The 19865-nt window shown below is 53.6% G+C and carries 21 protein-coding genes; 16 read left to right on the top strand and 5 right to left on the bottom strand.

Going from position 1 to position 19865, the window contains the following annotated elements; genetic code table 11:
• The first annotated feature begins 30 nt into the window (after nt 1-30).
• Complete coding sequence (locus ACT3R4_RS10265; RefSeq protein ID WP_441678881.1) at nt 31-1038, top strand: zinc-dependent alcohol dehydrogenase family protein; 1008 nt, start codon at nt 31-33, stop codon at nt 1036-1038.
• Nucleotides 1039-1100: 62 nt separating this feature from the next.
• Here the strand turns inward: ACT3R4_RS10265 and ACT3R4_RS10260 are convergent, their stop codons facing one another.
• Nucleotides 1101-1367 (bottom strand): hypothetical protein, encoded by a 267-nt coding sequence (locus tag ACT3R4_RS10260; RefSeq protein ID WP_087106403.1) that lies wholly within the window; start codon nt 1365-1367, stop codon nt 1101-1103.
• 389 nt (nt 1368-1756) lie between these two features.
• Entirely contained in the window at nt 1757-2488 is a 732-nt protein-coding gene (locus ACT3R4_RS10255; RefSeq protein WP_087106400.1) for a YebC/PmpR family DNA-binding transcriptional regulator, read from the bottom strand.
• A gap of 201 nt (nt 2489-2689) precedes the next feature.
• Between ACT3R4_RS10255 and ACT3R4_RS10250 the strand changes: the two genes are divergently transcribed.
• Both ACT3R4_RS10250 and ACT3R4_RS10245 read left to right on the top strand, forming a co-directional pair.
• Nucleotides 2690-3313: a LysE family translocator gene (locus ACT3R4_RS10250; protein WP_192528522.1), complete on the top strand. Its 624-nt coding sequence runs from the start codon at nt 2690-2692 to the stop codon at nt 3311-3313.
• Nucleotides 3314-3415: 102 nt separating this feature from the next.
• Entirely contained in the window at nt 3416-3901 is a 486-nt protein-coding gene (locus tag ACT3R4_RS10245; protein WP_441678883.1) for a glutathione peroxidase, read from the top strand.
• A gap of 38 nt (nt 3902-3939) precedes the next feature.
• Here the strand turns inward: ACT3R4_RS10245 and ACT3R4_RS10240 are convergent, their stop codons facing one another.
• Nucleotides 3940-4323 (bottom strand): DUF7079 family protein, encoded by a 384-nt coding sequence (locus ACT3R4_RS10240; protein WP_087106394.1) that lies wholly within the window; start codon nt 4321-4323, stop codon nt 3940-3942.
• A 157-nt stretch (nt 4324-4480) separates the two neighbouring features.
• On the opposite strand from ACT3R4_RS10240, the gene fabV reads away from it, so the two are divergent.
• The 4 genes from fabV to ACT3R4_RS10220 all read left to right on the top strand — a co-directional run bounded on the left by fabV (nt 4481) and on the right by ACT3R4_RS10220 (nt 8197).
• Nucleotides 4481-5689, top strand: a complete 1209-nt coding sequence (gene fabV, locus ACT3R4_RS10235) for an enoyl-ACP reductase FabV (RefSeq protein ID WP_441678885.1) — start codon at nt 4481-4483, stop codon at nt 5687-5689.
• A 379-nt stretch (nt 5690-6068) separates the two neighbouring features.
• Complete coding sequence (locus tag ACT3R4_RS10230; protein ID WP_441678887.1) at nt 6069-6632, top strand: PRC-barrel domain-containing protein; 564 nt, start codon at nt 6069-6071, stop codon at nt 6630-6632.
• Nucleotides 6633-6857: 225 nt separating this feature from the next.
• Nucleotides 6858-7205, top strand: coding sequence for a hypothetical protein (locus ACT3R4_RS10225; protein WP_441678889.1), 348 nt, complete (start codon nt 6858-6860; stop codon nt 7203-7205).
• 152 nt (nt 7206-7357) lie between these two features.
• A complete protein-coding gene (locus ACT3R4_RS10220; protein ID WP_441678891.1) occupies nt 7358-8197 on the top strand; it encodes a PRC-barrel domain-containing protein in 840 nt (279 codons plus the stop codon).
• Nucleotides 8198-8366: 169 nt separating this feature from the next.
• Here the strand turns inward: ACT3R4_RS10220 and ACT3R4_RS10215 are convergent, their stop codons facing one another.
• Nucleotides 8367-8954: a bactofilin family protein gene (locus ACT3R4_RS10215; protein ID WP_441678893.1), complete on the bottom strand. Its 588-nt coding sequence runs from the start codon at nt 8952-8954 to the stop codon at nt 8367-8369.
• Between the two features lie 200 nt (nt 8955-9154).
• On the opposite strand from ACT3R4_RS10215, the gene ACT3R4_RS10210 reads away from it, so the two are divergent.
• From ACT3R4_RS10210 to ACT3R4_RS10170, 9 genes are all read left to right on the top strand, one after another.
• Nucleotides 9155-9715 carry a bactofilin family protein gene (locus ACT3R4_RS10210; RefSeq protein WP_441678894.1) on the top strand — a complete coding sequence of 187 codons (561 nt, stop codon included), beginning with the start codon at nt 9155-9157 and terminating at the stop codon, nt 9713-9715.
• A 212-nt stretch (nt 9716-9927) separates the two neighbouring features.
• On the top strand, nt 9928-10902 hold the full coding sequence (locus tag ACT3R4_RS10205; protein ID WP_441678896.1) for a GlxA family transcriptional regulator: 975 nt from the start codon (nt 9928-9930) through the stop codon (nt 10900-10902).
• A 175-nt stretch (nt 10903-11077) separates the two neighbouring features.
• Nucleotides 11078-12292, top strand: coding sequence for an aspartate aminotransferase family protein (locus ACT3R4_RS10200; protein ID WP_441678898.1), 1215 nt, complete (start codon nt 11078-11080; stop codon nt 12290-12292).
• Nucleotides 12293-12330: 38 nt separating this feature from the next.
• On the top strand, nt 12331-13413 hold the full coding sequence (locus ACT3R4_RS10195; protein ID WP_087106375.1) for an arginine N-succinyltransferase: 1083 nt from the start codon (nt 12331-12333) through the stop codon (nt 13411-13413).
• Nucleotides 13413-14441: an arginine N-succinyltransferase gene (gene astA, locus ACT3R4_RS10190; RefSeq protein WP_441678900.1), complete on the top strand. Its 1029-nt coding sequence runs from the start codon at nt 13413-13415 to the stop codon at nt 14439-14441. The genes ACT3R4_RS10195 and astA overlap by 1 nt, the downstream gene beginning before the upstream one ends.
• A 17-nt stretch (nt 14442-14458) precedes the next feature.
• On the top strand, nt 14459-15931 hold the full coding sequence (gene astD / locus ACT3R4_RS10185) for a succinylglutamate-semialdehyde dehydrogenase (RefSeq protein WP_441678902.1): 1473 nt from the start codon (nt 14459-14461) through the stop codon (nt 15929-15931).
• Nucleotides 15928-17295, top strand: coding sequence for an N-succinylarginine dihydrolase (astB, locus tag ACT3R4_RS10180; protein ID WP_441678904.1), 1368 nt, complete (start codon nt 15928-15930; stop codon nt 17293-17295). The genes astD and astB overlap by 4 nt, the downstream gene beginning before the upstream one ends.
• 416 nt (nt 17296-17711) lie before the next feature.
• Nucleotides 17712-18335, top strand: a complete 624-nt coding sequence (locus ACT3R4_RS10175) for a LysE family translocator (protein WP_087106364.1) — start codon at nt 17712-17714, stop codon at nt 18333-18335.
• A gap of 50 nt (nt 18336-18385) precedes the next feature.
• A complete protein-coding gene (locus ACT3R4_RS10170; RefSeq protein ID WP_441678906.1) occupies nt 18386-18811 on the top strand; it encodes a GNAT family N-acetyltransferase in 426 nt (141 codons plus the stop codon).
• A 30-nt stretch (nt 18812-18841) separates the two neighbouring features.
• On the opposite strand, the gene ACT3R4_RS10165 is transcribed toward ACT3R4_RS10170, so the two are convergent.
• Nucleotides 18842-19780 (bottom strand): EamA family transporter, encoded by a 939-nt coding sequence (locus ACT3R4_RS10165; RefSeq protein ID WP_441678908.1) that lies wholly within the window; start codon nt 19778-19780, stop codon nt 18842-18844.
• Nucleotides 19781-19865: the final 85 nt, after the last annotated feature.

Genomic DNA, 19865 nt, shown 5'->3' with positions numbered 1-19865 from the left:
CCAGACGACAGCTAAACCGGGAGATCGACAATGCAAGTGGTAACGCTACAAGCCCCAGGTGGGCTGGATAAACTTAATGTGCAGGATGCCACGGCACCTGGCGCACCTGCAGCGGGTGAGGTTCGCGTACGCATTCATGCAAGCTCGCTGAATTTTCATGATTACGGCGTAGTGGCGGGCAAAATGCCGACCGCTGACGGCCGTATTCCCATGTCGGATGGAGCGGGTATTGTTGAAGAGGTAGGTGAGGGAGTATCCGAGTTTTCAGTGGGTGATCGCGTAGTATCGACATTCTTCCCTCACTGGCTGGAAGGCCCTGCACGCGTTGCGGATTTTACGACGACGCCTGGCGATGGTGTCGATGGCTATGCCTGTGAACAGGTGGTTCGCCCTGCGCAGTGGTTTACCCATCAGCCGAAGGGGTATAGCCATGCTGAGTCGGCAACGCTCACTACTGCAGGGTTAACGGCATGGCGTGCGCTTGTGGTGGATGGCGGCTTAAAAGCAGGCGATACGGTATTGGTGCTGGGCTCTGGCGGTGTATCCATATTTGCGCTGCAGTTTGCACGCATGATGGGCGCCCACGTTATCGCGACGTCGTCTTCCAACGCGAAACGTGAGCGGTTACGTGAATTGGGCGCTACCCATACGATTAACTACAAGGAAACCCCTGAATGGGGCAAGCAGGTTAATGAACTGACGGATGGGCAAGGTGTTGATCATATTGTCGAAGTAGGCGGACCTGGAACGCTGCCGCAATCTATCGAAGCGGTCAAAATTGGTGGGCATATCTCATTGATTGGTGTGCTGACTGGCCGCCAGGGAGACATTCCAACCGCGAAGCTAATGGCAAAACAGGCGCGTTTGCAGGGCCTGATTGTGGGCAGTCGCCGCCATCAGATAGAGATGATCAAGGCTATAGAAGCTAACGATATGCGCCCCATTATTGATCGAGAGTTTGCATTAGCCGAGATTGCGGATGCCTTTCGCTACCAGGAGGCGGGCAAGCATTTAGGAAAAATCTGTTTAACGTTCTAAAGGCATTCGCTTGCGATCTTTACCAGCACTGCCCGTAAGGGGGTGCTGGTAGAACGATGCGATTATTCTGCTAAACGGCTATACACCACGCCCTTAATTTCAAGCTCCCAGATATGCTCATAAGGCACGGTGATGCTATCCACTTCATCAGGATCATCGTGACTTTTGTGTAGCTGTTTTTCGGGAATGACCGTTGCATCCATTTTACGGGCGAGCTGAATGCGCGCGCTAAACCGGTTGCCAGCCTGGTCAATGAGAACGCGCTCTCCCGACATACATTTTTCAAGCTTGGCGTAGAGCTCTGCCTCGCTAACATGAACAATACTCATGGTCGCCTCCTGCGTAACATGAAATGGTTGCGGATAATGGTTATCTCTGAAGATGTCATTTTAGTCGATAAGTTCGAATAGCTCCGCAGTGATTTATCCTCAAAATACTAACCTTGTTCTTGTTTAGTGTATCGACCGTAAACCTCAGGGCGTTCGTTGTTTGATGGCGCCTCCTCATCAAGCGCTTGTCCATAAAGAGCGACAGCGTTTAGCGGTGTACTGTCGGGGCAGTTGGGTGTGGCAGCAGTTTTGGTTTATTACCGATCTAACCGTGCGGGGGAAGCAGGTGCTGAGCGATGCCGGTATTAAGCCTGCGCTGTTGTCACCAAATGCTGCGCTGGCCGTCAGCAATACGCTGACGGCCACTTTAAACGTACCGATCGTGCTATTTACGCTGTCTCTTCTGGCAACTCAGCGCTGTGGAAGACGTTTTGTACATCGTCCAGATCGGTGAGCATGCCCACAAATTTTTCAAATAGCGCCACGTCATCGCCTTCGAGCGGCGTGGTGTTTTGCGGCAGAAACTGAATCTCATCAATTTCAAAATCGAGCTCACCGAACGCATTCAGCAGGGCTTGCTTGGCTTTAGAATATTCGGTGTGTGGCGCATAAACCGTAATACGCGCTTCTTCCTGCTCAATGTCGGTCACATCAACATCGGCTTCCATCAGCGCTTCAAGCACCGCCTCTTCTTCCTGGCCGACAAACGCAAAAATCGCGCAGTGATCGAACATGTGGCTAACGCTGCCGGGGGTGCCAATCTTGCTTTTCGTTTTGGTAAAGCAACCGCGTACATCGCCAAAGGTGCGGTTAGGGTTATCGGTTAAGCAGTCGACAATCACCATGGCGTTACCGGGACCAAAGCCTTCGTAGCGTGCTGGAGAGAAGTCTTCGCCACCTGCGCCGCTGGCCTTGTCTAGCGCTTTATCAATAACGTGCGAGGGAACCTGATCTCTTTTCGCACGCTCTATTAAACCGCGCAGGGCAAGGTTACCGTTCGGGTCTGAGCCGCCTGCTTTTGCAACGACATAAATTTCACGCCCGTATTTGCTATAAACCTTGGTTTTTGCGTCGGCCGTTTTAGCCATCGATTCTTTACGGTTTTGAAACGCCCTACCCATATCGGAGTCCTTTATTAGCCGTGCCACGCCTGTTTTGACAGCAGGCGTCATTTTCATCGAAAAAGGGGCAAATTTTACCCAACAGCGTACCATGCTAACAGCGTTATTTAAGCGAGACGACGTTATACAGCAAGCAACTCAGCCGGTAACGGCATTGGCGCATGTAGACGACGATTCATTAACAAGTAAAAAGAGGAAAAAATGCCGTTCTCACTCTGGTTGTCACTCGCGGCTATCTGCGCCATGGGGGCGATGTCGCCCGGACCCAGCCTCGCTCTGGTTTTAAAACACACGTTGGGCGGTGGGCGGTTGCCAGGTATTACCGCTGCTTTATTTCATGCGGCTGGCGTCGGGTTTTATGCGCTTTTGACTGTCTGGGGACTGGGCGCGTTAGTTACTCGTTCGCCTGACGTTTTTCAACTGATTACTTGGGCGGGCGCCGCCTATTTAGCCTGGTTAGGCATCAAGGCGTTACGGGCTGGCAGGGCGGGGGTAATGAGTCAACAGGGGGTGGTAACCACTCGCCGTCAGGCGGCCAAAGAGGGGATGCTAGTGGCGCTGGGTAATCCCAAGCTGATTATCTTTTTTGTAGCGTTGCTGAGCCAGTTTGTTACTCCTGATATGAGTAGTATGGCAAAGATGATCGTCGTACTAACCGCTATGCTTATTGATGGTGGTTGGTACGTGCTGGTGGCGGTCGGCTTGTCGCATTCGCGGGTACTGCCTTGGTTGCAGCGCCATGCGCACTGGATAAATCGATTAACCGGCGTGCTACTGATTGCGCTGGCGCTGCGCGTTGTCATGGGGCCCATTACCATAGGTTAATAGGCCGTTGTGCTTGGCAATAATCGATATAAGGCGCTGGTGCCATCCCTGTAGCCGTGGCAAGGTAGTGTTTATATCGCCTGGAAGGTGTAAGGCTTAATAATGACGATTTACGATCAAGACTGTTACACCCACCAAGGGCAGCCGTTTAATTTACGCGCGCTGCGTGGGCAAGTGCTGTTGGTAGTTAATGTGGCCAGCCAATGCGGATTTACGCCGCAATTAAAAGAGCTTGAGGCGTTATACCAGCGTTATCGTGACCGCGGCTTCACCGTGCTGGGGTTTCCCTGCAACCAGTTTGGCCGTCAGTCGCCGGAAAGTGCTGAAGCATTTTGTGCGTTTGGTGAGCAAACGTACGGGATAAGCTTCCCTTTGATGGAAAAAGTCAGTGTTAATGGCAACCACGCACACCCGTTATTTGTCATGCTGAAACAACAGGCGCCCGGGGTTTTGGGTACCCAAGCCATTAAGTGGAATTTCACCAAGTTTCTGGTTGGACGCGATGGCAGGGTCATTGCCCGTTTTGGCCCGCGAGATCATGGGCAACCCTTACGCTTGGCATTGGAAGCGGCGCTGGATCGTGAATAGGTCATTGGCCATCAACGAGTCAGAGTGTTGACGGCGGCTTAATGCTCTCCACGGGCAACCTTAACGCGGTTCATAAGCTCGACCCAGCGGTGGCGTACCATCATGGTGGTTAGCCCGGAAAAAAGCGCCCAGCCTTTGCGTCGCCACCCCTTTAAGCGCAGGTTATGACTCACTAGCTGTTGCATCAGCTTATGGTCATCAAATTTTCGCCATTCGCTGGCAATCGAAAGTTGATGGCGTGACATCACTGGCGCTAGCTCCAGGCGAAACATCCACTCAAGCTCCATCAGCGGCATGTCGTACTGATTAATGACCTCGACCATGCGGGCGTAATCCCGTTCGCTGGGTTCGCGGTCTAGCCATAAGGGGGCCAAGGCAAGCCAAAGGTCGCCGCGCTCGTCGACTAGCTGCTGTGCGTTCATGATGGCCTCGCAGGCATTTAAAAGAAGGGGCACTATCCTGCCGTGAAAGGCAAATAAGCTCAAGAGCGGACAGCGCCCGCTTGGCAAGCTAAAATAGCCGCCATGCTTACAGCATTGTCATGCTGATAATGAAATCAATCCGATAGTGAGGTTCGATGTGATTATTAAACCCAAAGTACGCGGCTTTATCTGCACGACTACTCACCCTACAGGCTGCGAGCAAAACGTGCTCGAGCAGATTGAAGCAACCCGCGCGCGTGGTTTGGATAAAAGTGCCGGCCCCAAAAAAGTTTTGGTGATCGGGGCTTCCAGCGGTTACGGCTTGGCTGCTCGGATTACCGCTGCCTTTGGTTACGGTGCCGATACGCTGGGCGTGTTTTTTGAAAAGCCCAGCAGTGAAACCAAAACCGGTACGGCGGGTTGGTACAACAGCGCAGCGTTTGACAAGTTTGCCAAGCAGGAAGGCCTTTACAGTAAGTCTATCAATGGCGACGCCTTCTCTAACGAGGCGCGTGAAAAAGCCATTGAGCTGATCAAGCAAGATATGGGCGAAATCGACCTGGTGGTGTACTCACTGGCATCGCCTGTGCGCAAGCTGCCGGATAGCGGTGAACTCAAGCGCTCAAGCCTAAAGCCGATCGGTGAGACCTACCGCGCCACGGCCATTGATACCAATAAAGACCGGATTATCGAGGCAGAAGTGGAGCCTGCCACCCAGCAGGAAATCGACGATACCATCACCGTGATGGGTGGCGAAGATTGGGAACTGTGGATGGACGCGCTGGATCAGGCGGGCGTGCTGGCCAAAGGCGCACGTAGCGTAGCGTTTAGCTATATCGGTACGGAAATCACCTGGCCGATTTACTGGCACGGCGCCTTGGGTAAAGCCAAGGAAGACCTAGATCGCGCGGCCACGGCGATTGATGACAAGCTTAAAACTAGCGGCGGCGGTGCTAATGTCGCGGTACTCAAATCTGTTGTTACCCAGGCCAGTGCAGCTATTCCGGTGATGCCGCTGTATATCGCCATGGTGTATCGCATCATGAAAGAGCAGGGCGTACACGAAGGCACCATTGATCAGCTCAATCGACTCTTCGGTGAACGGCTATATTCTGCAGGCCAGAGCGGTGATATGGCCACGGATGATAAAGGCCGTCTGCGTCTGGATGATTGGGAGCTGCGCGACGATATCCAACAGGCTTGCCAGGACCTGTGGCCGGAAGTGACTACCGAGAATCTGTTTGATATCACTGATTACGCTGGCTATAAGCATGAATTCTTGAAACTGTTCGGCTTTGAGCGTGATGATGTCGATTACGACGCCGACGTGAACCCTAATGTTGAGTTCGATGTGATTAATTTATAAGCCGTTAAATCTGTAAGCGACTCACTTACCGCTTTAACGAATTGCCGGGCCTTTGTGCCCGGCAATTTGCGTTTGACGCGTAAAGTCCGTTAGCAGCAGGCATAAAATCAATCACTGTTAAATGTTTACTGCTGGATACGCAAGTCCTCTGGTTCAGCGCCTGATGACACTCAGGATTACGATGCGTCTGACCCCAACGCAGGCAAAGGCGTTTCGTAACAGAGTCGTTTCAGCTGCGGGCCAGAAGATGCCATGAACAGACGATGTCATGAAACTGATTTGATAAACAGGCAGCGATTACCCCCGCAACTGGCGGGTATTGGTGATTTTCAATTTGGTCAACTAACTTGTAAGAGTGTGGCACTCAAGGAGAGACAGCATGAAACGGACTACATTAGCTATTGCAATTGCAGCCCTTTGCACTGGAATGTCCAGTGGCGTGTTCGCTGAGGATAACCAGAAAGAAAGTGGTCAACCAGAAGGCGCGCTGGAACAACAGGAAGAGGCGGTCGATGAACAGGACGACGCTCAGGATGAGCAGCCCGCCGCTATGACAGGTGGTAACGCGGCGTCTTCTTCGGATGTTGACCAGGAGGAGAGTGATGATCCGAACGACCTGATGTCTCGCCAAATAAGTGATATCGAAGGCATGACAGTGGTCAACATGCAGGATGAAGAAATTGGCGGTATTGACCGGATAGTTGAGCATAAAGAGTCTGGCGAACTGTATGCGGTTATTTCCATTGGTGGCGTATGGGGAATCGGTGCCGATGAAGTGGCGCTGCCATTAGATGAAATTGAGATGAAGGACGACCAACTGGTTACCAACACCACCTACGGTAGTGAAGAGATAGAAGCGACGGCAGAACAGTATGACGAAGACAATTTCAGCCAGATAGATAACGATATGACCGTAACGCAGGCCCAGCAGCATCCTGATTAAGATACTGTCATGAGAATGGCCATCTAATGCCTGAAAGGCCATAACACTTTGTTCATGAGTTCGCCTTGCCTTGTATAATGAGGTAAGGCGTTTTTTTGGTCGTTAAACGATTATTAAGATCGTTATTAACTTTCATACAAGTTTTAAGAAAGATGGTTTTTTATTGTTACTTTTTTCCTCCGTTGGCTAACGTTTGAAGAGTGACTCATCCAAGGAGGACAGCATATGAACCGGACAATAGTAGCCATTGCTATCGGTGCTATCTTTACGAGCATTTCAGCAGCCGTGTTGGCCAATGAAAATGATGCATCACAGAGCGACGGTCAGATGACCCAGCAGCAGGACAGCTCAACAGCCGGACAGCAGCAAAGTACGGACACTCCCCGTAATCAGGAACAGGGTGATACCGAGCGTGAAACCGGCACTCAAGGGCCTCAACAGAGCTCTGAAAGCGACGACTTGGATATGCCTGACCAGGCCGATATAGACAGCGACGATACGCAGAATGAACAAGGTGGTAACCGCTTGGAAGTTTTGAAAGATGAGGATGCCGACCAGACCACGGTTGAATAATATAAAACTTCACCATTGTGTCTTGACGAGTCTTACTAAGTAAGCGGTGATAATATACGTGTTAATTTTTATTATAATTCATCGTTAGCTTTGCTCTTAGGCGCTTAGGTCTACTAGCTTTTTAAGTGCAAGCCAACACAAGGAGCAATATTATGAAACGGACAACACTAGCCATTGCTATTGGTGCGATTTGTGCAGGACTTTCAGGCGGCGCTCTGGCTCAAGACGCTAACCAGAACGACACTGACAATGCCGATCAAATGACGCAGCAGCAAGATGCTACGGCGCAAACGCCGCCACAAGGCACAGAAACTGACAGCCGTGCTCAGTCTCAGCCTAATGGCGACGAAACGATGGACGTTGAAGTCGACCAGGAGCCTGCTGAAGTAAAAGTTGAACAAGACTCTCCCAATATTCGAGTAGAGCAGTCAGAGCCGGACGTGACGGTCGAGCAGCCTGAACCCAACGTGACGATTGAACAGCCCGAGCCCAACGTTACCGTTGAAGACGCTGAGCCTAACGTTACTGTTGAGCAGGGTGGCGAGCCTGACGTTAACGTCGAGCAAGCCGATGATGCACAGGTCGACGTTAATAGCGATGACGATCAAGAACGCCAGCAGGCTGCCCAGGATAATCGTAACGACCAGGATGGCAATAATTCATTGATGTCTCACCCGGTTAGCGAGCTGGAAGGTATGACCGTCATTAACCAGGATGGCGAAGAGATCGGTGATATTCAACATATCGCTCAGCACAACGACTCTGGTGACCTGTTTGCCATTATCTCAGTCGGTGGTATCTGGGGCTTCGGCGCGACAGAAATCGCTTTGCCGATGGATGAAGTGGAGTTCCAGGATGAACAGCTCATCATGAATACCACGTATGGCAGTGACGAGATTGAAGCGTCCTCAGAGGATTATGTCGAGGATAATTATACGCAGGTCGATAGCGATATGACGCTATCCGAAGCGAAGCAGAATCAAAACCAATAAGCGATTTGATCGATAAGCGGCTTAGATGCTGACAGGAAGGGCCGGGCGTTCGCGCCTTGCCCTTTTTCTATTGATGGCTCTGTCCATCAATACGATGTATCGCTATGCCCATCACTTCGGCCCTCAAATACGATCAGCGCTAGCCAGGTGCGACTGTGGGTTTCGATACTTAGGCTTTTACCTCTTCCTGCTCTGCAAGGCTGGCTTCTTTGTCAGCAGATGACTCTTTGGTGGTCGCTCGCGTACTAACACCTGACGCATTGCCTTTCGCCGGTAACGTTTTGGTATGGGTGGGCGCGTCATTAAAGCTGTTTTTTAGCATTTCATTGTCGGCGCTCATATCAATGCTGCCGTGGAAAACGCTGCCATCTTCAAGCACAAGGCAGGGCGATACGATGGTGCCAGTCACTTGGGCGCCCTTGTGGATCGTTGCGCGGTGTAATGCGACTAAATTACCTTCTACTTCGCCGGATATGTGCAAGGTATGAGCAAACACATCGCCTTTAAAATAGCTATTTGCGCCTAATGTGACGGTGTGCTGTTTGCAGGTGATAGTGCCGCTAACACGCCCTTTTACGGTCAAATCCTCATCACTATTGATGTCGCCTTCTACTTGCGTATGGCTACCGATAATGGAGGTGCTGGGGCGCGCATTGCTGCTGGTTGGCGTGCCCGTTAGAAGCGTGTCACTTGAGTCTGGTGAGCTGGGCGGCGTCGTTTTTTGCTCGGCAGTTGCATTCTTGGCTTTATTAAACATCGTTAACTCCTGGTAAATGTCGGCCTGGCGCTTTTAAGACGCACGCGTTGAGCATAAAAAGTCATTGAATACTTTAATCTGCTTAACGGCTGGATAAAGCTCAGAATTAAGCCGAGTGGGGGAGGTTATTCGCGCCGCCATAAAAATAAATCGCGTATAACCTTAGTCTGGGCAAAATTTGACAGTGGCGGGACCGGTGTATGGGTATTCAAGCATGGTTTATTCTTATTGGTGTTAGCGCAATGACACTGATTGTATGGGATGGCAGGCGCCGTAAGGCAAGGCAGCGTGCTGAAGGCTCGTACTCTTCAGATGACGTGCCTCAACCGTCGCCTGCTGTCTCTCTCGTTTCTGACATCGCTGTTGAACAGTCACCACCCAAAGCCACCGTTACACCGATGGTGGCCCCGTTAAAAGAGGGCAGCCGAATTGGGGCGGCCACATCGATTACGGGGAATATCACCGCCAACGAGCCCGTGCTGGTTAAAGGGAACGTGCAGGGCAGGGTCGTCGCGTCGCATCACTCTTTAACGGTGAATGCATCAGGGCAGGTAGCACCCTATATAGAAGGTGGTTTTGTCACCGTTGATGGCCATGTCTCAGGCACACTGAAAGCGCATGCCAGGGCCACACTACTTCCACAAGCAACTGTACAGGGTGTGATTGATACGCCATGTTTAGAGTGTGAGGCGGGTGCCTGGCTTCAAGCAAGTGTTAGACATCGCGTCGTTCAGAAGAGCATTACTGCGATGGTTTCTTAGGGCGGTTTCTTAAGACGATTTCCTAAAGCGGTTCTTAAGGCCGTTTTAAAGAGCAGGCTATTTATCGCTACGGCCTCTCAGGCCTCAGCGCTTTATCTTCATAGCCTCAGCCCAGCGTACGGCGATGCCTTTTTCTATTGGGTGCTATCAGGCACTGCCCAAAACGTCACAATTGGGTAAGATGACGTTTCATTTACTGATGGCGTTTTGGCATGCAGCTCAGCTCTTTGTCTCCCCCGTTAACACTTGCGCGTCAGCGCATTGGGGTATTACTGCTGCCTGGTTTTTCCATGCTCTCACACGCCAGTGCCGTCGAACCGCTGCTGATGGCCAATCAGCTTAGCGGCCAGGTTCTCTATCAGGTGTTTACGCTCAGTACCGATGAGCAGCCGGTGCGAAGCAGCGCTCAATTATCCTGTCATGCTGACTACACCCTGGAGGGGGCACCGCCTCATCTGGACATGGTGCTTATCTGCGCGCCTTCGCCTCTGCCCTATGCGTTACCGGCCAAACTAATGGAGTGGCTGCGCCACCAGCCAAGCCGTACGATGCTGGGCGGATTAGCGGGAGGAGCTGAGGTATTGGCCCGCACGGGATTGCTGGAAGGATATCGAGCGACCTTGCCCTGGCAACGTTTTGCGGCCTTTGCCCAAGCGTATCCTCAAGTGACACTGTCGCAACAGCTTTTTGAGATCGACCGCAACCGGATCACCTGTGCCAGCGGTACGGCGGCCATGGACATGATGCTGACGCTAGTGCGCCAACAGCAGAGCAGTCATCTGGTTGAGCAGGTGTCAGAGCACTTTATGTGTGAGCGAATCCGCATGGCCGATGAGCGCCAACATGTGCCGCTGCGCCACCGATTGGGTCACGCCCCGCAGAGCTTGGTAGACGCTGTGACGCTGATGGAAGCCAACATAGAAGAGCCGCTTTCGACCCTGGAGCTGGCTGAGCATTTAGGCATTTCCCGCCGCCAGTTGGAGCGCCTGTTTAAAAAATATCTTCAGGCGGTGCCTAGCCGCTATTACCTCAATTTGCGTTTGCAGGATGCCCGTAAACAGTTGCGTGAAAGTGATCGCTCGGTAGGCGATATCGCGTTTGCGACGGGATTCTCCTCGGCGGCTCATTTCTCAACGGCTTACCGCAATCATTTTGGATTAACCCCACGGGAAGAGCGTTTGAGCTGATGCTCGTCCACGTCGCAACATCTGCAGTAACGCATCAGCACCAGAGACCTCCCTTCGGAAATAATCTGAAATATGGGCAGCATTACATAATTTACCGTCACATTACTGAAAGCGGGTGAGCTTGCTCGCCCCGTATACTGATATAACTGATTGACTCAACGAGAGGGACTGACCCATGAGCACGACCCCAACCCGGCAGGATTTCGATCACTACATGACCCCCAACTATGCGCCGCAGCAGATTATTCCGGTGCGCGGAGAAGGTAGCCGCTTGTGGGATCAGCAGGGGCGTGAATATATTGATTTTGCGGGCGGTATCGCGGTGAACTCGCTGGGTCATTGCCATCCCGTGTTGGTGAATGCTTTAAAAGAGCAGGGGGAAAAACTCTGGCATCTCTCCAATATCTATACTAATGAACCCGCGCTTAAGTTGGCTAAAAAGCTGGTTGAACGGACCTTCGCTGACAAGGTGTACTTGTGCTCTTCCGGCGGTGAAGCCAACGAGGCCGCACTGAAGCTGGCGCGCCGTTACGCGGTAGACCATTACGGCGAAAAGAAAGACAAGATCATCTCCTTCAACCAATCCTTCCACGGCCGCACGCTGTTTACCGTGAGCGTGGGTGGTCAGCCCAAGTACTCCCAGGGTTTTGGTCCAGTGCCTGGCGGTATTTTGCACGCTGAGTTTAATGATCTTGAAAGTGTGCGTGCCTTAATGGGCGATGACACGTGTGCGGTGATGGTCGAACCTATGCAGGGTGAAGGCGGCATTTTGCCCGCGACGCCCGAGTTTCTAGAAGGCCTGCGCGAACTGTGCGATCAGCACAATGCGCTGCTGGTGTTTGATGAAGTGCAAACCGGGGTTGGCCGTTGCGGTACGTTGTATGCCTATGAGCGTTATGGCGTAACGCCCGATATTCTCACCAGTGCCAAGTCGCTGGGTGGCGGCTTCCCGGTTGGCGCGATGCTGACAACCGACAGCGTCGCCAAATCCCTCGCGTTTGGAACCCATGGTTCTACCTACGGCGGTAATGCCTTGGGCTCAGCGATTGCGTTGGCTGCGCTGGAATTTATCGATACACCAGACGTATTGGAAGGCATTCAAAAGCGCCACGACCTGTTCCGTGAGCAGCTGGAAACCATTAATCGCAAGCATGACGTGTTTAAAGAAATTCGCGGCATGGGTCTGTTGATAGGTGCCCAGATGTCGGACGCCTTTGAAGGCCGCGCCAAGGATATTCTGCCGCTGGCCATCGAAGAAGGCGTAATGGCATTGATTGCAGGTCCTAACGTACTTCGCCTGGCGCCTTCACTGGTAGTGCCGGAGGCAGACATTGCTGAAGGTATGGCCCGTTTAGAGCGTGCGATTGAGCGCCTTGTTGCCAACGCATGAATTCGACCACGGCGATATTGAGAGAGGGGGCGTCAAGAATGCTGGTCATTCGTCCGGTCAAAATGGCGGATCTCGAAGCGCTGGTCGTGTTGGCAGAGCATGCGACTCCCAAGCTTACCAACCTGCCCGCTAACCGCGAACGTTTAGAGGAGCGCATTGAGCGCTCCCTAGCAGCGTTTAATGATGAGATCGAGTTTCCAGGTAACGAGCACTACACCTTCGTGCTTGAAAACAGCGCGTTGTTGGATGAAAAGGGTAATGGCGAAGTGCTGGGAACGGCCACTATTCGTGCTCAAGCGGGCGCCAATGAGGCCTACTACACCTACCGCCAGGAAACGTTGATTCATGCGTCCCAACAGCTCAATGTACGTCGCGAAGTACAAACCCTGGCGCTCTCTCATGAGGTTTCTGACGCTACGCTGCTGTGCGCGTATTCACTAAACCCGCGTTACAAGGGGACCAGCGCCGAAAGCCTGTTGCGGCGTGCTCGGCTGATGTTTATTGCCCAGTACCCCGAGCGTTTTTCGCGCATATTGGCCGTGGCGTTTCCCGGTTACCTGGATGCGCAGAACGAATCGCCCTTTTGGGAAAGTGTGGGCCACCACTTTTTTGCGCGCAGTTTTCACGATATCAACCACATCGCAGGTGTGCGCTCCAAAAGCTTTATTGCCGAGGTGATGCCTCAGTTCCCGCTCTATTTGCCGCTGTTGACGCCACCGGCCCGGGCGGCGATTGGCCGGGAGCATCCTGCGCATGAAGAAGCTTTGCAGGAGATGCTTGCCGAAGGCTTCGTGCGCTCGCGCCATGTGGATATTTTCGACGCGGGGCCGCTTGTGAAAGCCGAACGCGAGCGTTTGGCGACATTCAACCGTGCCGCTTGGCATCCGGTACGCCTTCGTCCGGACGAAACGCTTCCAGATGCCGAACCTGCCTTGATCGCTAATCAGGCGCTGGGTGATTTTCGCTGCATTGTCGCCCGTTACGCGCTTTCAGCCACTGGGCAACTGATGCTTTCAGAGGCGGATGCCAAACGCTTGGGAGTAGAAGAGGGGCGAGCTGTATTTGCTGCACCACTCACTCTGCCCAGCGCGGTGGATGCCTTTGATGAAGGAGAAATATGATGCGCATTCGTCCTATCGCCCGTGCAGATGTTGATGGGTTGCTGGCGCTTGCGCAGCAGGCGGGCGTGGGCTTTACCTCGCTGCCCAATAACCGAGAATTTCTGGCAGAAAAAATTGAAACGTCTGTTCGCGCGTTTGAAGAGCGCACCCCGGTTAACAATCGGCTCTACTTCTTTGTGCTGGAAGATGAGGCCAATGGCGAGCTGGCTGGCTGCTGTGCCATTGAAGGCCAGGTAGGGCACGAAGTGCCTTTTTATAACTATCGGTTGGGCACGCTGGCGCACTCGTCGGTACAGTTGGACTTGCACCGCACCATCGATACGCTGTTTTTAAGCTCTGACCATACCGGCGATGCCGAAGTATGCTCACTTTTTTTGCGCCCGGAATATCGCGGCGAGGCCAATAAGCACCTGCGCAACGGTGCGCTGCTCTCCAAGGCGCGCTGGCTGTTTATTGCACAGTTTCGTGATCGTTTTCCTGAGAAAGTGCTCGCAGAAATGCGCGGCGTGTTCGATGAGCAGAACCGCAGTCCCTTCTGGGAGAGCCTTGGAAAACACTTTTTTCCCATGGATTTCAGCGAAGCCGACCGCTTGACCGGTCTTGGGCAGAAAAGCTTTATCGGTGAATTGATGCCGCGTTTTCCCATTTACACCACCTTTATGGCCGAAGAGGCGCGCGCGTGTATTGGCCAAGTGCATCGCCATACCCGGCCTGCGCTTGAAATGCTCAAAAAAGAGGGGCTGCGCTGGGAAGGCTATATCGATATTTTTGACGGTGGCCCGACGGTTGAAGCCTATATAGACGATGTGCGGGCTGTGCGCAATTCGCAGCTATATCACGTTGAAGTATCGACCAAGGCACCTGATGAGAGCATTAGCCGCTGGTTGGCCGCGACCACCACCATGCAGGCCTTTACCGCCGCGTGGATAGGCCGTGCACCCACCCGCGATACGATTGTTTTAAGCCACACAGAAGCCGAGCGCCTAGGGGTTACCACAGGTGATGCCGTGCGGCTTCTGGAAACCTGAACAGGTAGGAGAACATGATGCACGCCCAACAACAGCAGCTTATCAACGGCGCCTGGGTAAAGGGCGCTGCAGCATCGTTTAGTAAGTTTGACCCCGTCTCAGGCGGGCTACTCTGGCAAGGGGCATCGGCCAGTGATTCTCAGGTTGCAGAAGCGGTAGCCGCTGCGCGTAAAGCGTTTCCCGAATGGGCAAAAACGCCATTTGGCGAACGCCAAGCGCTGGTCGAGCGTTTTGCTGAGGTACTTAAATCACACAGTGAAGCGCTGGCTGTCGCCATTGCCTCTGAAACCGGCAAGCCGCTTTGGGAAGCGCGTACGGAAGCGGGCGCTATGGTGGGGAAAATAGCGCTCTCACTCAAGGCGTACAAGGAGCGCACCGGCGAGCGTGAAAAAGCTGTAGGCAGTGCCAAAGCCGTGCTGCGCCACCGCCCGCATGGCGTGATGGCGGTGTTTGGCCCCTATAACTTTCCAGGCCACTTGCCTAACGGCCACATGGTGCCGGCTCTCCTGGCAGGCAATACCGTCGTCTTCAAACCGAGCGATCAAACCCCGTTAACCGCGGACTTGGCGCTGCAGTGCTGGCAAGAAGCCGGGCTGCCTGCTGGCGTCATCAATCTTGTTCAAGGCGGTGTGCCGGTGGGGCAGGCGCTCTCAGCACACCCTGGGATCGATGGCCTGCTATTTACCGGCAGTGCAAAGGTTGGTGGCATGCTGCAACAGCAGTTTGCCGGGCAGCTGGATAAAATCCTCGCGCTGGAGCTTGGGGGCAACAATCCGCTGGTGGTTAAGGACGTGGATGATGAGCGCGCCGCCGTGCTGGCCATTTTGCAATCCGCCTTTCTGTCCGGCGGCCAGCGCTGCACCTGCGCCCGGCGCTTGATCGTACCCCAAGGCGAGGTTGGCGACCGGCTAATTGACGCGCTTTCCGAAGCGATTGCCAGGCTTCATGTGGCCGGGCAGTTTGATGAGTCGCCCACACCGTTTTACGGCGGCCTGGTCAGTGTGGCGGCGGCTGAAGGCCTGCTAAAAGCACAGGATGCGCTGGAGGCGTTGGGTGGCACGGTGATTAATCGCATGCAGCGTGTGAAAGAAAATACCAGCCTGCTCACGCCTGCATTAATCGATGTGACGGGCCTGGAAGTGCCTGACGAGGAGTACTTTGGCCCGTTATTGAAGGTGCACCGTTACTGTGATTGGGATGAGGCGCTGATGCTTGCCAATAACACGCGCTATGGCTTGTCCGCAGGTTTGATTGGCGGTGAAAAGGCCGACTGGGACGATTTTCTGCTGCGTATCCGTGCGGGGATTGTGAACTGGAACCGCCAGACCACTGGGGCTTCGGGTGATGCGCCGTTCGGTGGCGTCGGCGATAGCGGCAACCACCGTCCCAGCGCGTACTATGCGGCGGACTACTGCGCCTATCCGGTGGCTTCCATGGAAGCTGAGGCATTGGAGATGCCCGATACTCTGCCGCCGGGAGTTAGTCTGTGAGCACATCTGTGATCAGTAACGTTAGAGAAGTCAATTTCGACGGGCTGGTAGGCCCGACGCATAACTACTCAGGGCTCGCCGTAGGCAATGTGGCTTCCATGAGCCACGGCGGCCTTGAGTCCAATCCTAAAGAGGGGGCGCTACAAGGGCTTTTAAAAATGAAATCCTTGATGGAGGCAGGCTACGCCCAAGGCGTTCTGCCACCTCAGCAGCGCCCGGATATCGGCGCGCTGCGCGATTTAGGATTTAGTGGAAACAACCACGAGTTGCTCGCCCGCGCCGCCACAGAGGCCCCGCAACTGTTGCGGGCTGTATGTTCCGCTTCGAGCATGTGGACGGCTAACGCCGGTACCGTTACCCCCAGCATCGATGCGCCGGACCGCCGGGTTCATTTTACCCCGGCCAACCTGCAATCAAGCTTTCATCGCTTTCTTGAGCCGCAAACCACGGGCCGCGTGCTGCAGGCCATTTTTCACAGCGAACAGCACTTCGCCCACCACCCAGCGCTGCCCGCCACGCCTGCGTTTTCCGATGAAGGTGCTGCCAATCATACTCGCCTGTGTGGTGAATACGGTGAGCCGGGCGTTCATCTGTTTGTATATGGCCGCCAAGCGTTTGGTGACGTGCGTAGCGGCGAGCGCGAACCTGCTCGCTATCCCGCCCGCCAAACGCTGGAAGCCAGCCAGGCAGTAGCCCGCCAGCATGGGCTTGTTGCGTCGCAAACGGTATTTGCTCAGCAGCATCCGGACGCTATTGATGCGGGCGTATTTCATAACGACGTCATCGCCGTGGGCAACGGTCCCGTGCTGCTGTATCACGAAATGGCTTTCCTGGACGAAGAGGGCACGCTCAACGAGCTGCGCCGCAAGATGACGACGCCCTTAATCCCCGTTCGCGTACCGGTTGAAGCGGTAAGCCTGGAAGATGCAGTGGCGTCGTACCTGTTTAACTCGCAGCTGCTTTCCAACCCCGATGGCACCATGACGCTGGTCGTGCCCAGCGAATGTCAGGAACGTGAAGCCGTCTGGCGCACCGTTCAAGACTACCTGCTGGCAGGCAATAACCCCATCAGTGACGTGGTGGTGAAAGACGTCAAGCAAAGCATGCGCAACGGCGGCGGCCCCGCCTGCCTGCGCCTGCGCGTTGCTCTTTCAGAAGCCGAGCGCGCAGCACTGACCGGCCGCGTATTGCTCACCCATGATCTTTACGAAGACCTTACTGCTTGGGTCAATCGCCACTACCGGGATCGCTTGGTACCTGGCGACCTCGCCGATCCGCAGTTGGCAGAAGAGTCGCTCAGCGCACTGGATGAGCTAACGCAGCTTCTGCAAATAGGGTCGGTTTACCCGTTTCAGTTGGGATAGAAGAAATCAGCTTTGAGCTAAAATCAGGCGTTATGTGGCTTGGGGAGTTCCAATAAATATGGCATTCAGTGAAGCAGAAAAAGCTGCGCTACTGAAGGTGAAGGGTGTTGGGCCTATGGTAGTTAAGCGCTTTGAGGAAATAGGTATCGGTTCGTTTTCGGAGTTGGCGAATTACGAACCAAAAGAAATAGCCGAAATGGTCGCTTCGATGCTTAGGTCTACGTGTTGGAAGAATAGTCCTCAAGCGCTGTCAGCGGTTGAGTCTGCTATAAAAAGGGCTCGACAAGGTTTGTAGTGGCTACGCTCACATAATAGTGTTGGGTGGCACTGACGTGATGTGCATAGTTTTGTAAAAGCAAAATGCGTATATCGGATGTTTCAGCACGAGATAATAACCTAACCAGTAGGGACTCAAAATGACAGTTGAAACATGGGCTCTATATGTCGGTACGGTGCTGCTGTTCATGAGTACACCGGGGCCGAGTCATTTGCTCATGCTTTCTGTCAGTGCGTCGAATGGATTCCAAAGATCGCTTGCCACGGCCGCCGGCGATTTAACCGCCAATACCTTTCAAATTATCTTGGCAGGGCTTGGGTTGGCAGCGGCTTTACATGCTTCCAAGTATGGATTCTCCGTTGTCAAATGGCTCGGCGTGGGCTATCTGATTTGGCTAGGCATGCGTCAGATTATCCGATCGTTCAAAACGCATGGCGTAGCCGCGCCTGCCCGTAGGGCATCGCTGAAAGCACTCTGGGCGCGTGGGTTCATCACATCAGCCGCTAACCCCAAAGCAGTTGTATTCTTTGCTGCTCTCTTTCCACAATTTTTGAGTTCTACCCATAGCTTGCTTCCGCAAATTCTCGTGCTGGGCTTTTCTTATATCGTGATTGATGGTCTGTTTCTCAGCGCCTACGGTAAGGGCGGGAACTGGATAGCAGCGAAATTAAGCGGCAGAAAACAGATATGGGTTGAGCGATTTGCAGGAGCTGGCCTAATTGGCGCAGCCCTGTTGCTTGGGCTCAAGTCTCAGCGCTCATAGGCCAATTAAGGTGCTTTCTCAACGAGTGCGAAAGGGTGCCAGGAGTAAATATGACGCCACTGATTGTGCCGACTAACGACAAGGAGTTTGCAGAGCAGCTGATCCGGCAGAATATGTCCGGCTACTATGAACAGTTGGATATGCACTGGGACAGCGCTTTGTTTGAAAGTGAGTGGCGCACCCTGGAAAGCTATCAGTTGGTCATTAACACGCACCCGGTGGGCCTACTGCGTATCAACCAGGCTACCGAGGCTTGCTATATTCGCGAGCTGCAAATCGCGCCGCAGTGGCAGCGTCAGGGTTTTGGTACGGCAGCCATCCATCATATGGTACACAGGGCGCGGCAATCGAGTATCGATACGCTGCGCCTTCGGGTGTTCTGCATTAATCCTGCCGTCGCGCTCTACGAGCGCATGGGCTTTCATATTCGTAAAACGGAAGGCAATACTCACTACATGGAACGGCTTATTGTTTAAGTGATGCCTGCCAGATATGCCTTTGTTTATTTAGGCAAGTTGCCTGGCTTTGCCAATATTAAGCAGAGCGATACCTGTGCCTATCAGCAGGGCGCCGGGTAGTAAGCCCTCCGGCGCGGCTTCTCCTTGGAGCACTATCGCCACCGGAACGCCAACCACGGCGCCGACGGAACCCAGCAGGCTGAGAAGCACTGGCCCGCCGGTTTTCTGAAGCAGAAATAGCAGTAAAAACTGGCCTGCAAATACCATTGATTGAAGGGCAATTAGGAGAAGTGGAAGGCGTTGCCCGCTTGGGATACCAAGCGAAAACCCAGGCAGCAGGCCGACGCTGAACAGAAGAGCCGCCGCAGCGACTAGCATACCGGGCGCAAGAGCGTCGCCTGAGACACCCGCTGGCCAGCGCAACGTTCGGTAAAGATTGCCGATGGCCAACAGTACTGGCCCCGCCAACGCCAGCAAAATCCACACATAGTCGGCATCAGGCGTGGAAAGCTTGTGAGCTGCCAAAGTGACGGCGCCCGCGAGCGCTGACATAACGCCCATCGCCCGCATCATCTGAAAGCGTTCCAGCTTTACTATCAGCGCACCAACGTAGGTAAGCAACGGCGGCAATGTAATCACAAGGGCGACAAAACCTGCACCAATATGCGGAATGGCCGAGAAGAAAATCAGGTTAGAACCCGCCACGCCGACAAAGGCCGAAACCAGGTAATACTCAAGCGTACGACCCGTGACAGGCGGCAAATTGCTGCGTAGTGCGGCTACGGCCAGCAGAATTAAAGCCGCGCCAGTAATCGACCAAAATAGAAAGGCGAGAGGCGACAGCTGCACATCACCGGCCAGTTTGGCCACATTGGTCGAAAGTCCCAGCAGCGCGCCACCTGCCAAAAGATAGATAAATGCGGCAAGTCGCTTCTGTTTGGGAAGTGCCCCTGATCTTGCCTTGGATGGTTGCATAGTGTGGCTCATATAATGGCTCTTGAAATGTCTTTTGAAAATAGCTTGATGTCAAGGTACCTGAGTTTTTACCTTGACGTCAAGTTAAAATGGGGTG

The organism is Halomonas sp. AOP7-E1-9 (genome assembly GCF_052376035.1).
GTDB lineage: Bacteria > Pseudomonadota > Gammaproteobacteria > Pseudomonadales > Halomonadaceae > Vreelandella > Vreelandella citrativorans.
The sequence above is the reverse complement of the archived record's forward strand: the minus strand, read 5'-3'. Positions and strand labels throughout refer to the sequence as shown.

Bases quoted from the DNA above. Each gene is read 5' to 3' on its own strand.
- ACT3R4_RS10265 (WP_441678881.1), top strand. From the start codon at position 31: ATGCAAGTGGTAACGCTACAAGCCCCAGGTGGGCTGGATAAACTTAAT.
- ACT3R4_RS10260 (WP_087106403.1), bottom strand. From the start codon at position 1,367: ATGAGTATTGTTCATGTTAGCGAGGCAGAGCTCTACGCCAAGCTTGAA.
- ACT3R4_RS10255 (WP_087106400.1), bottom strand. From the start codon at position 2,488: ATGGGTAGGGCGTTTCAAAACCGTAAAGAATCGATGGCTAAAACGGCC.
- ACT3R4_RS10250 (WP_192528522.1), top strand. From the start codon at position 2,690: ATGCCGTTCTCACTCTGGTTGTCACTCGCGGCTATCTGCGCCATGGGG.
- ACT3R4_RS10245 (WP_441678883.1), top strand. From the start codon at position 3,416: ATGACGATTTACGATCAAGACTGTTACACCCACCAAGGGCAGCCGTTT.
- ACT3R4_RS10240 (WP_087106394.1), bottom strand. From the start codon at position 4,323: ATGAACGCACAGCAGCTAGTCGACGAGCGCGGCGACCTTTGGCTTGCC.
- ACT3R4_RS10230 (WP_441678887.1), top strand. From the start codon at position 6,069: ATGAAACGGACTACATTAGCTATTGCAATTGCAGCCCTTTGCACTGGA.
- ACT3R4_RS10225 (WP_441678889.1), top strand. From the start codon at position 6,858: ATGAACCGGACAATAGTAGCCATTGCTATCGGTGCTATCTTTACGAGC.
- ACT3R4_RS10220 (WP_441678891.1), top strand. From the start codon at position 7,358: ATGAAACGGACAACACTAGCCATTGCTATTGGTGCGATTTGTGCAGGA.
- ACT3R4_RS10215 (WP_441678893.1), bottom strand. From the start codon at position 8,954: ATGTTTAATAAAGCCAAGAATGCAACTGCCGAGCAAAAAACGACGCCG.
- ACT3R4_RS10210 (WP_441678894.1), top strand. From the start codon at position 9,155: ATGGGTATTCAAGCATGGTTTATTCTTATTGGTGTTAGCGCAATGACA.
- ACT3R4_RS10205 (WP_441678896.1), top strand. From the start codon at position 9,928: ATGCAGCTCAGCTCTTTGTCTCCCCCGTTAACACTTGCGCGTCAGCGC.
- ACT3R4_RS10200 (WP_441678898.1), top strand. From the start codon at position 11,078: ATGAGCACGACCCCAACCCGGCAGGATTTCGATCACTACATGACCCCC.
- ACT3R4_RS10195 (WP_087106375.1), top strand. From the start codon at position 12,331: ATGCTGGTCATTCGTCCGGTCAAAATGGCGGATCTCGAAGCGCTGGTC.
- astA (WP_441678900.1), top strand. From the start codon at position 13,413: ATGCGCATTCGTCCTATCGCCCGTGCAGATGTTGATGGGTTGCTGGCG.
- astD (WP_441678902.1), top strand. From the start codon at position 14,459: ATGCACGCCCAACAACAGCAGCTTATCAACGGCGCCTGGGTAAAGGGC.
- ACT3R4_RS10175 (WP_087106364.1), top strand. From the start codon at position 17,712: ATGACAGTTGAAACATGGGCTCTATATGTCGGTACGGTGCTGCTGTTC.
- ACT3R4_RS10170 (WP_441678906.1), top strand. From the start codon at position 18,386: ATGACGCCACTGATTGTGCCGACTAACGACAAGGAGTTTGCAGAGCAG.
- ACT3R4_RS10165 (WP_441678908.1), bottom strand. From the start codon at position 19,780: ATGAGCCACACTATGCAACCATCCAAGGCAAGATCAGGGGCACTTCCC.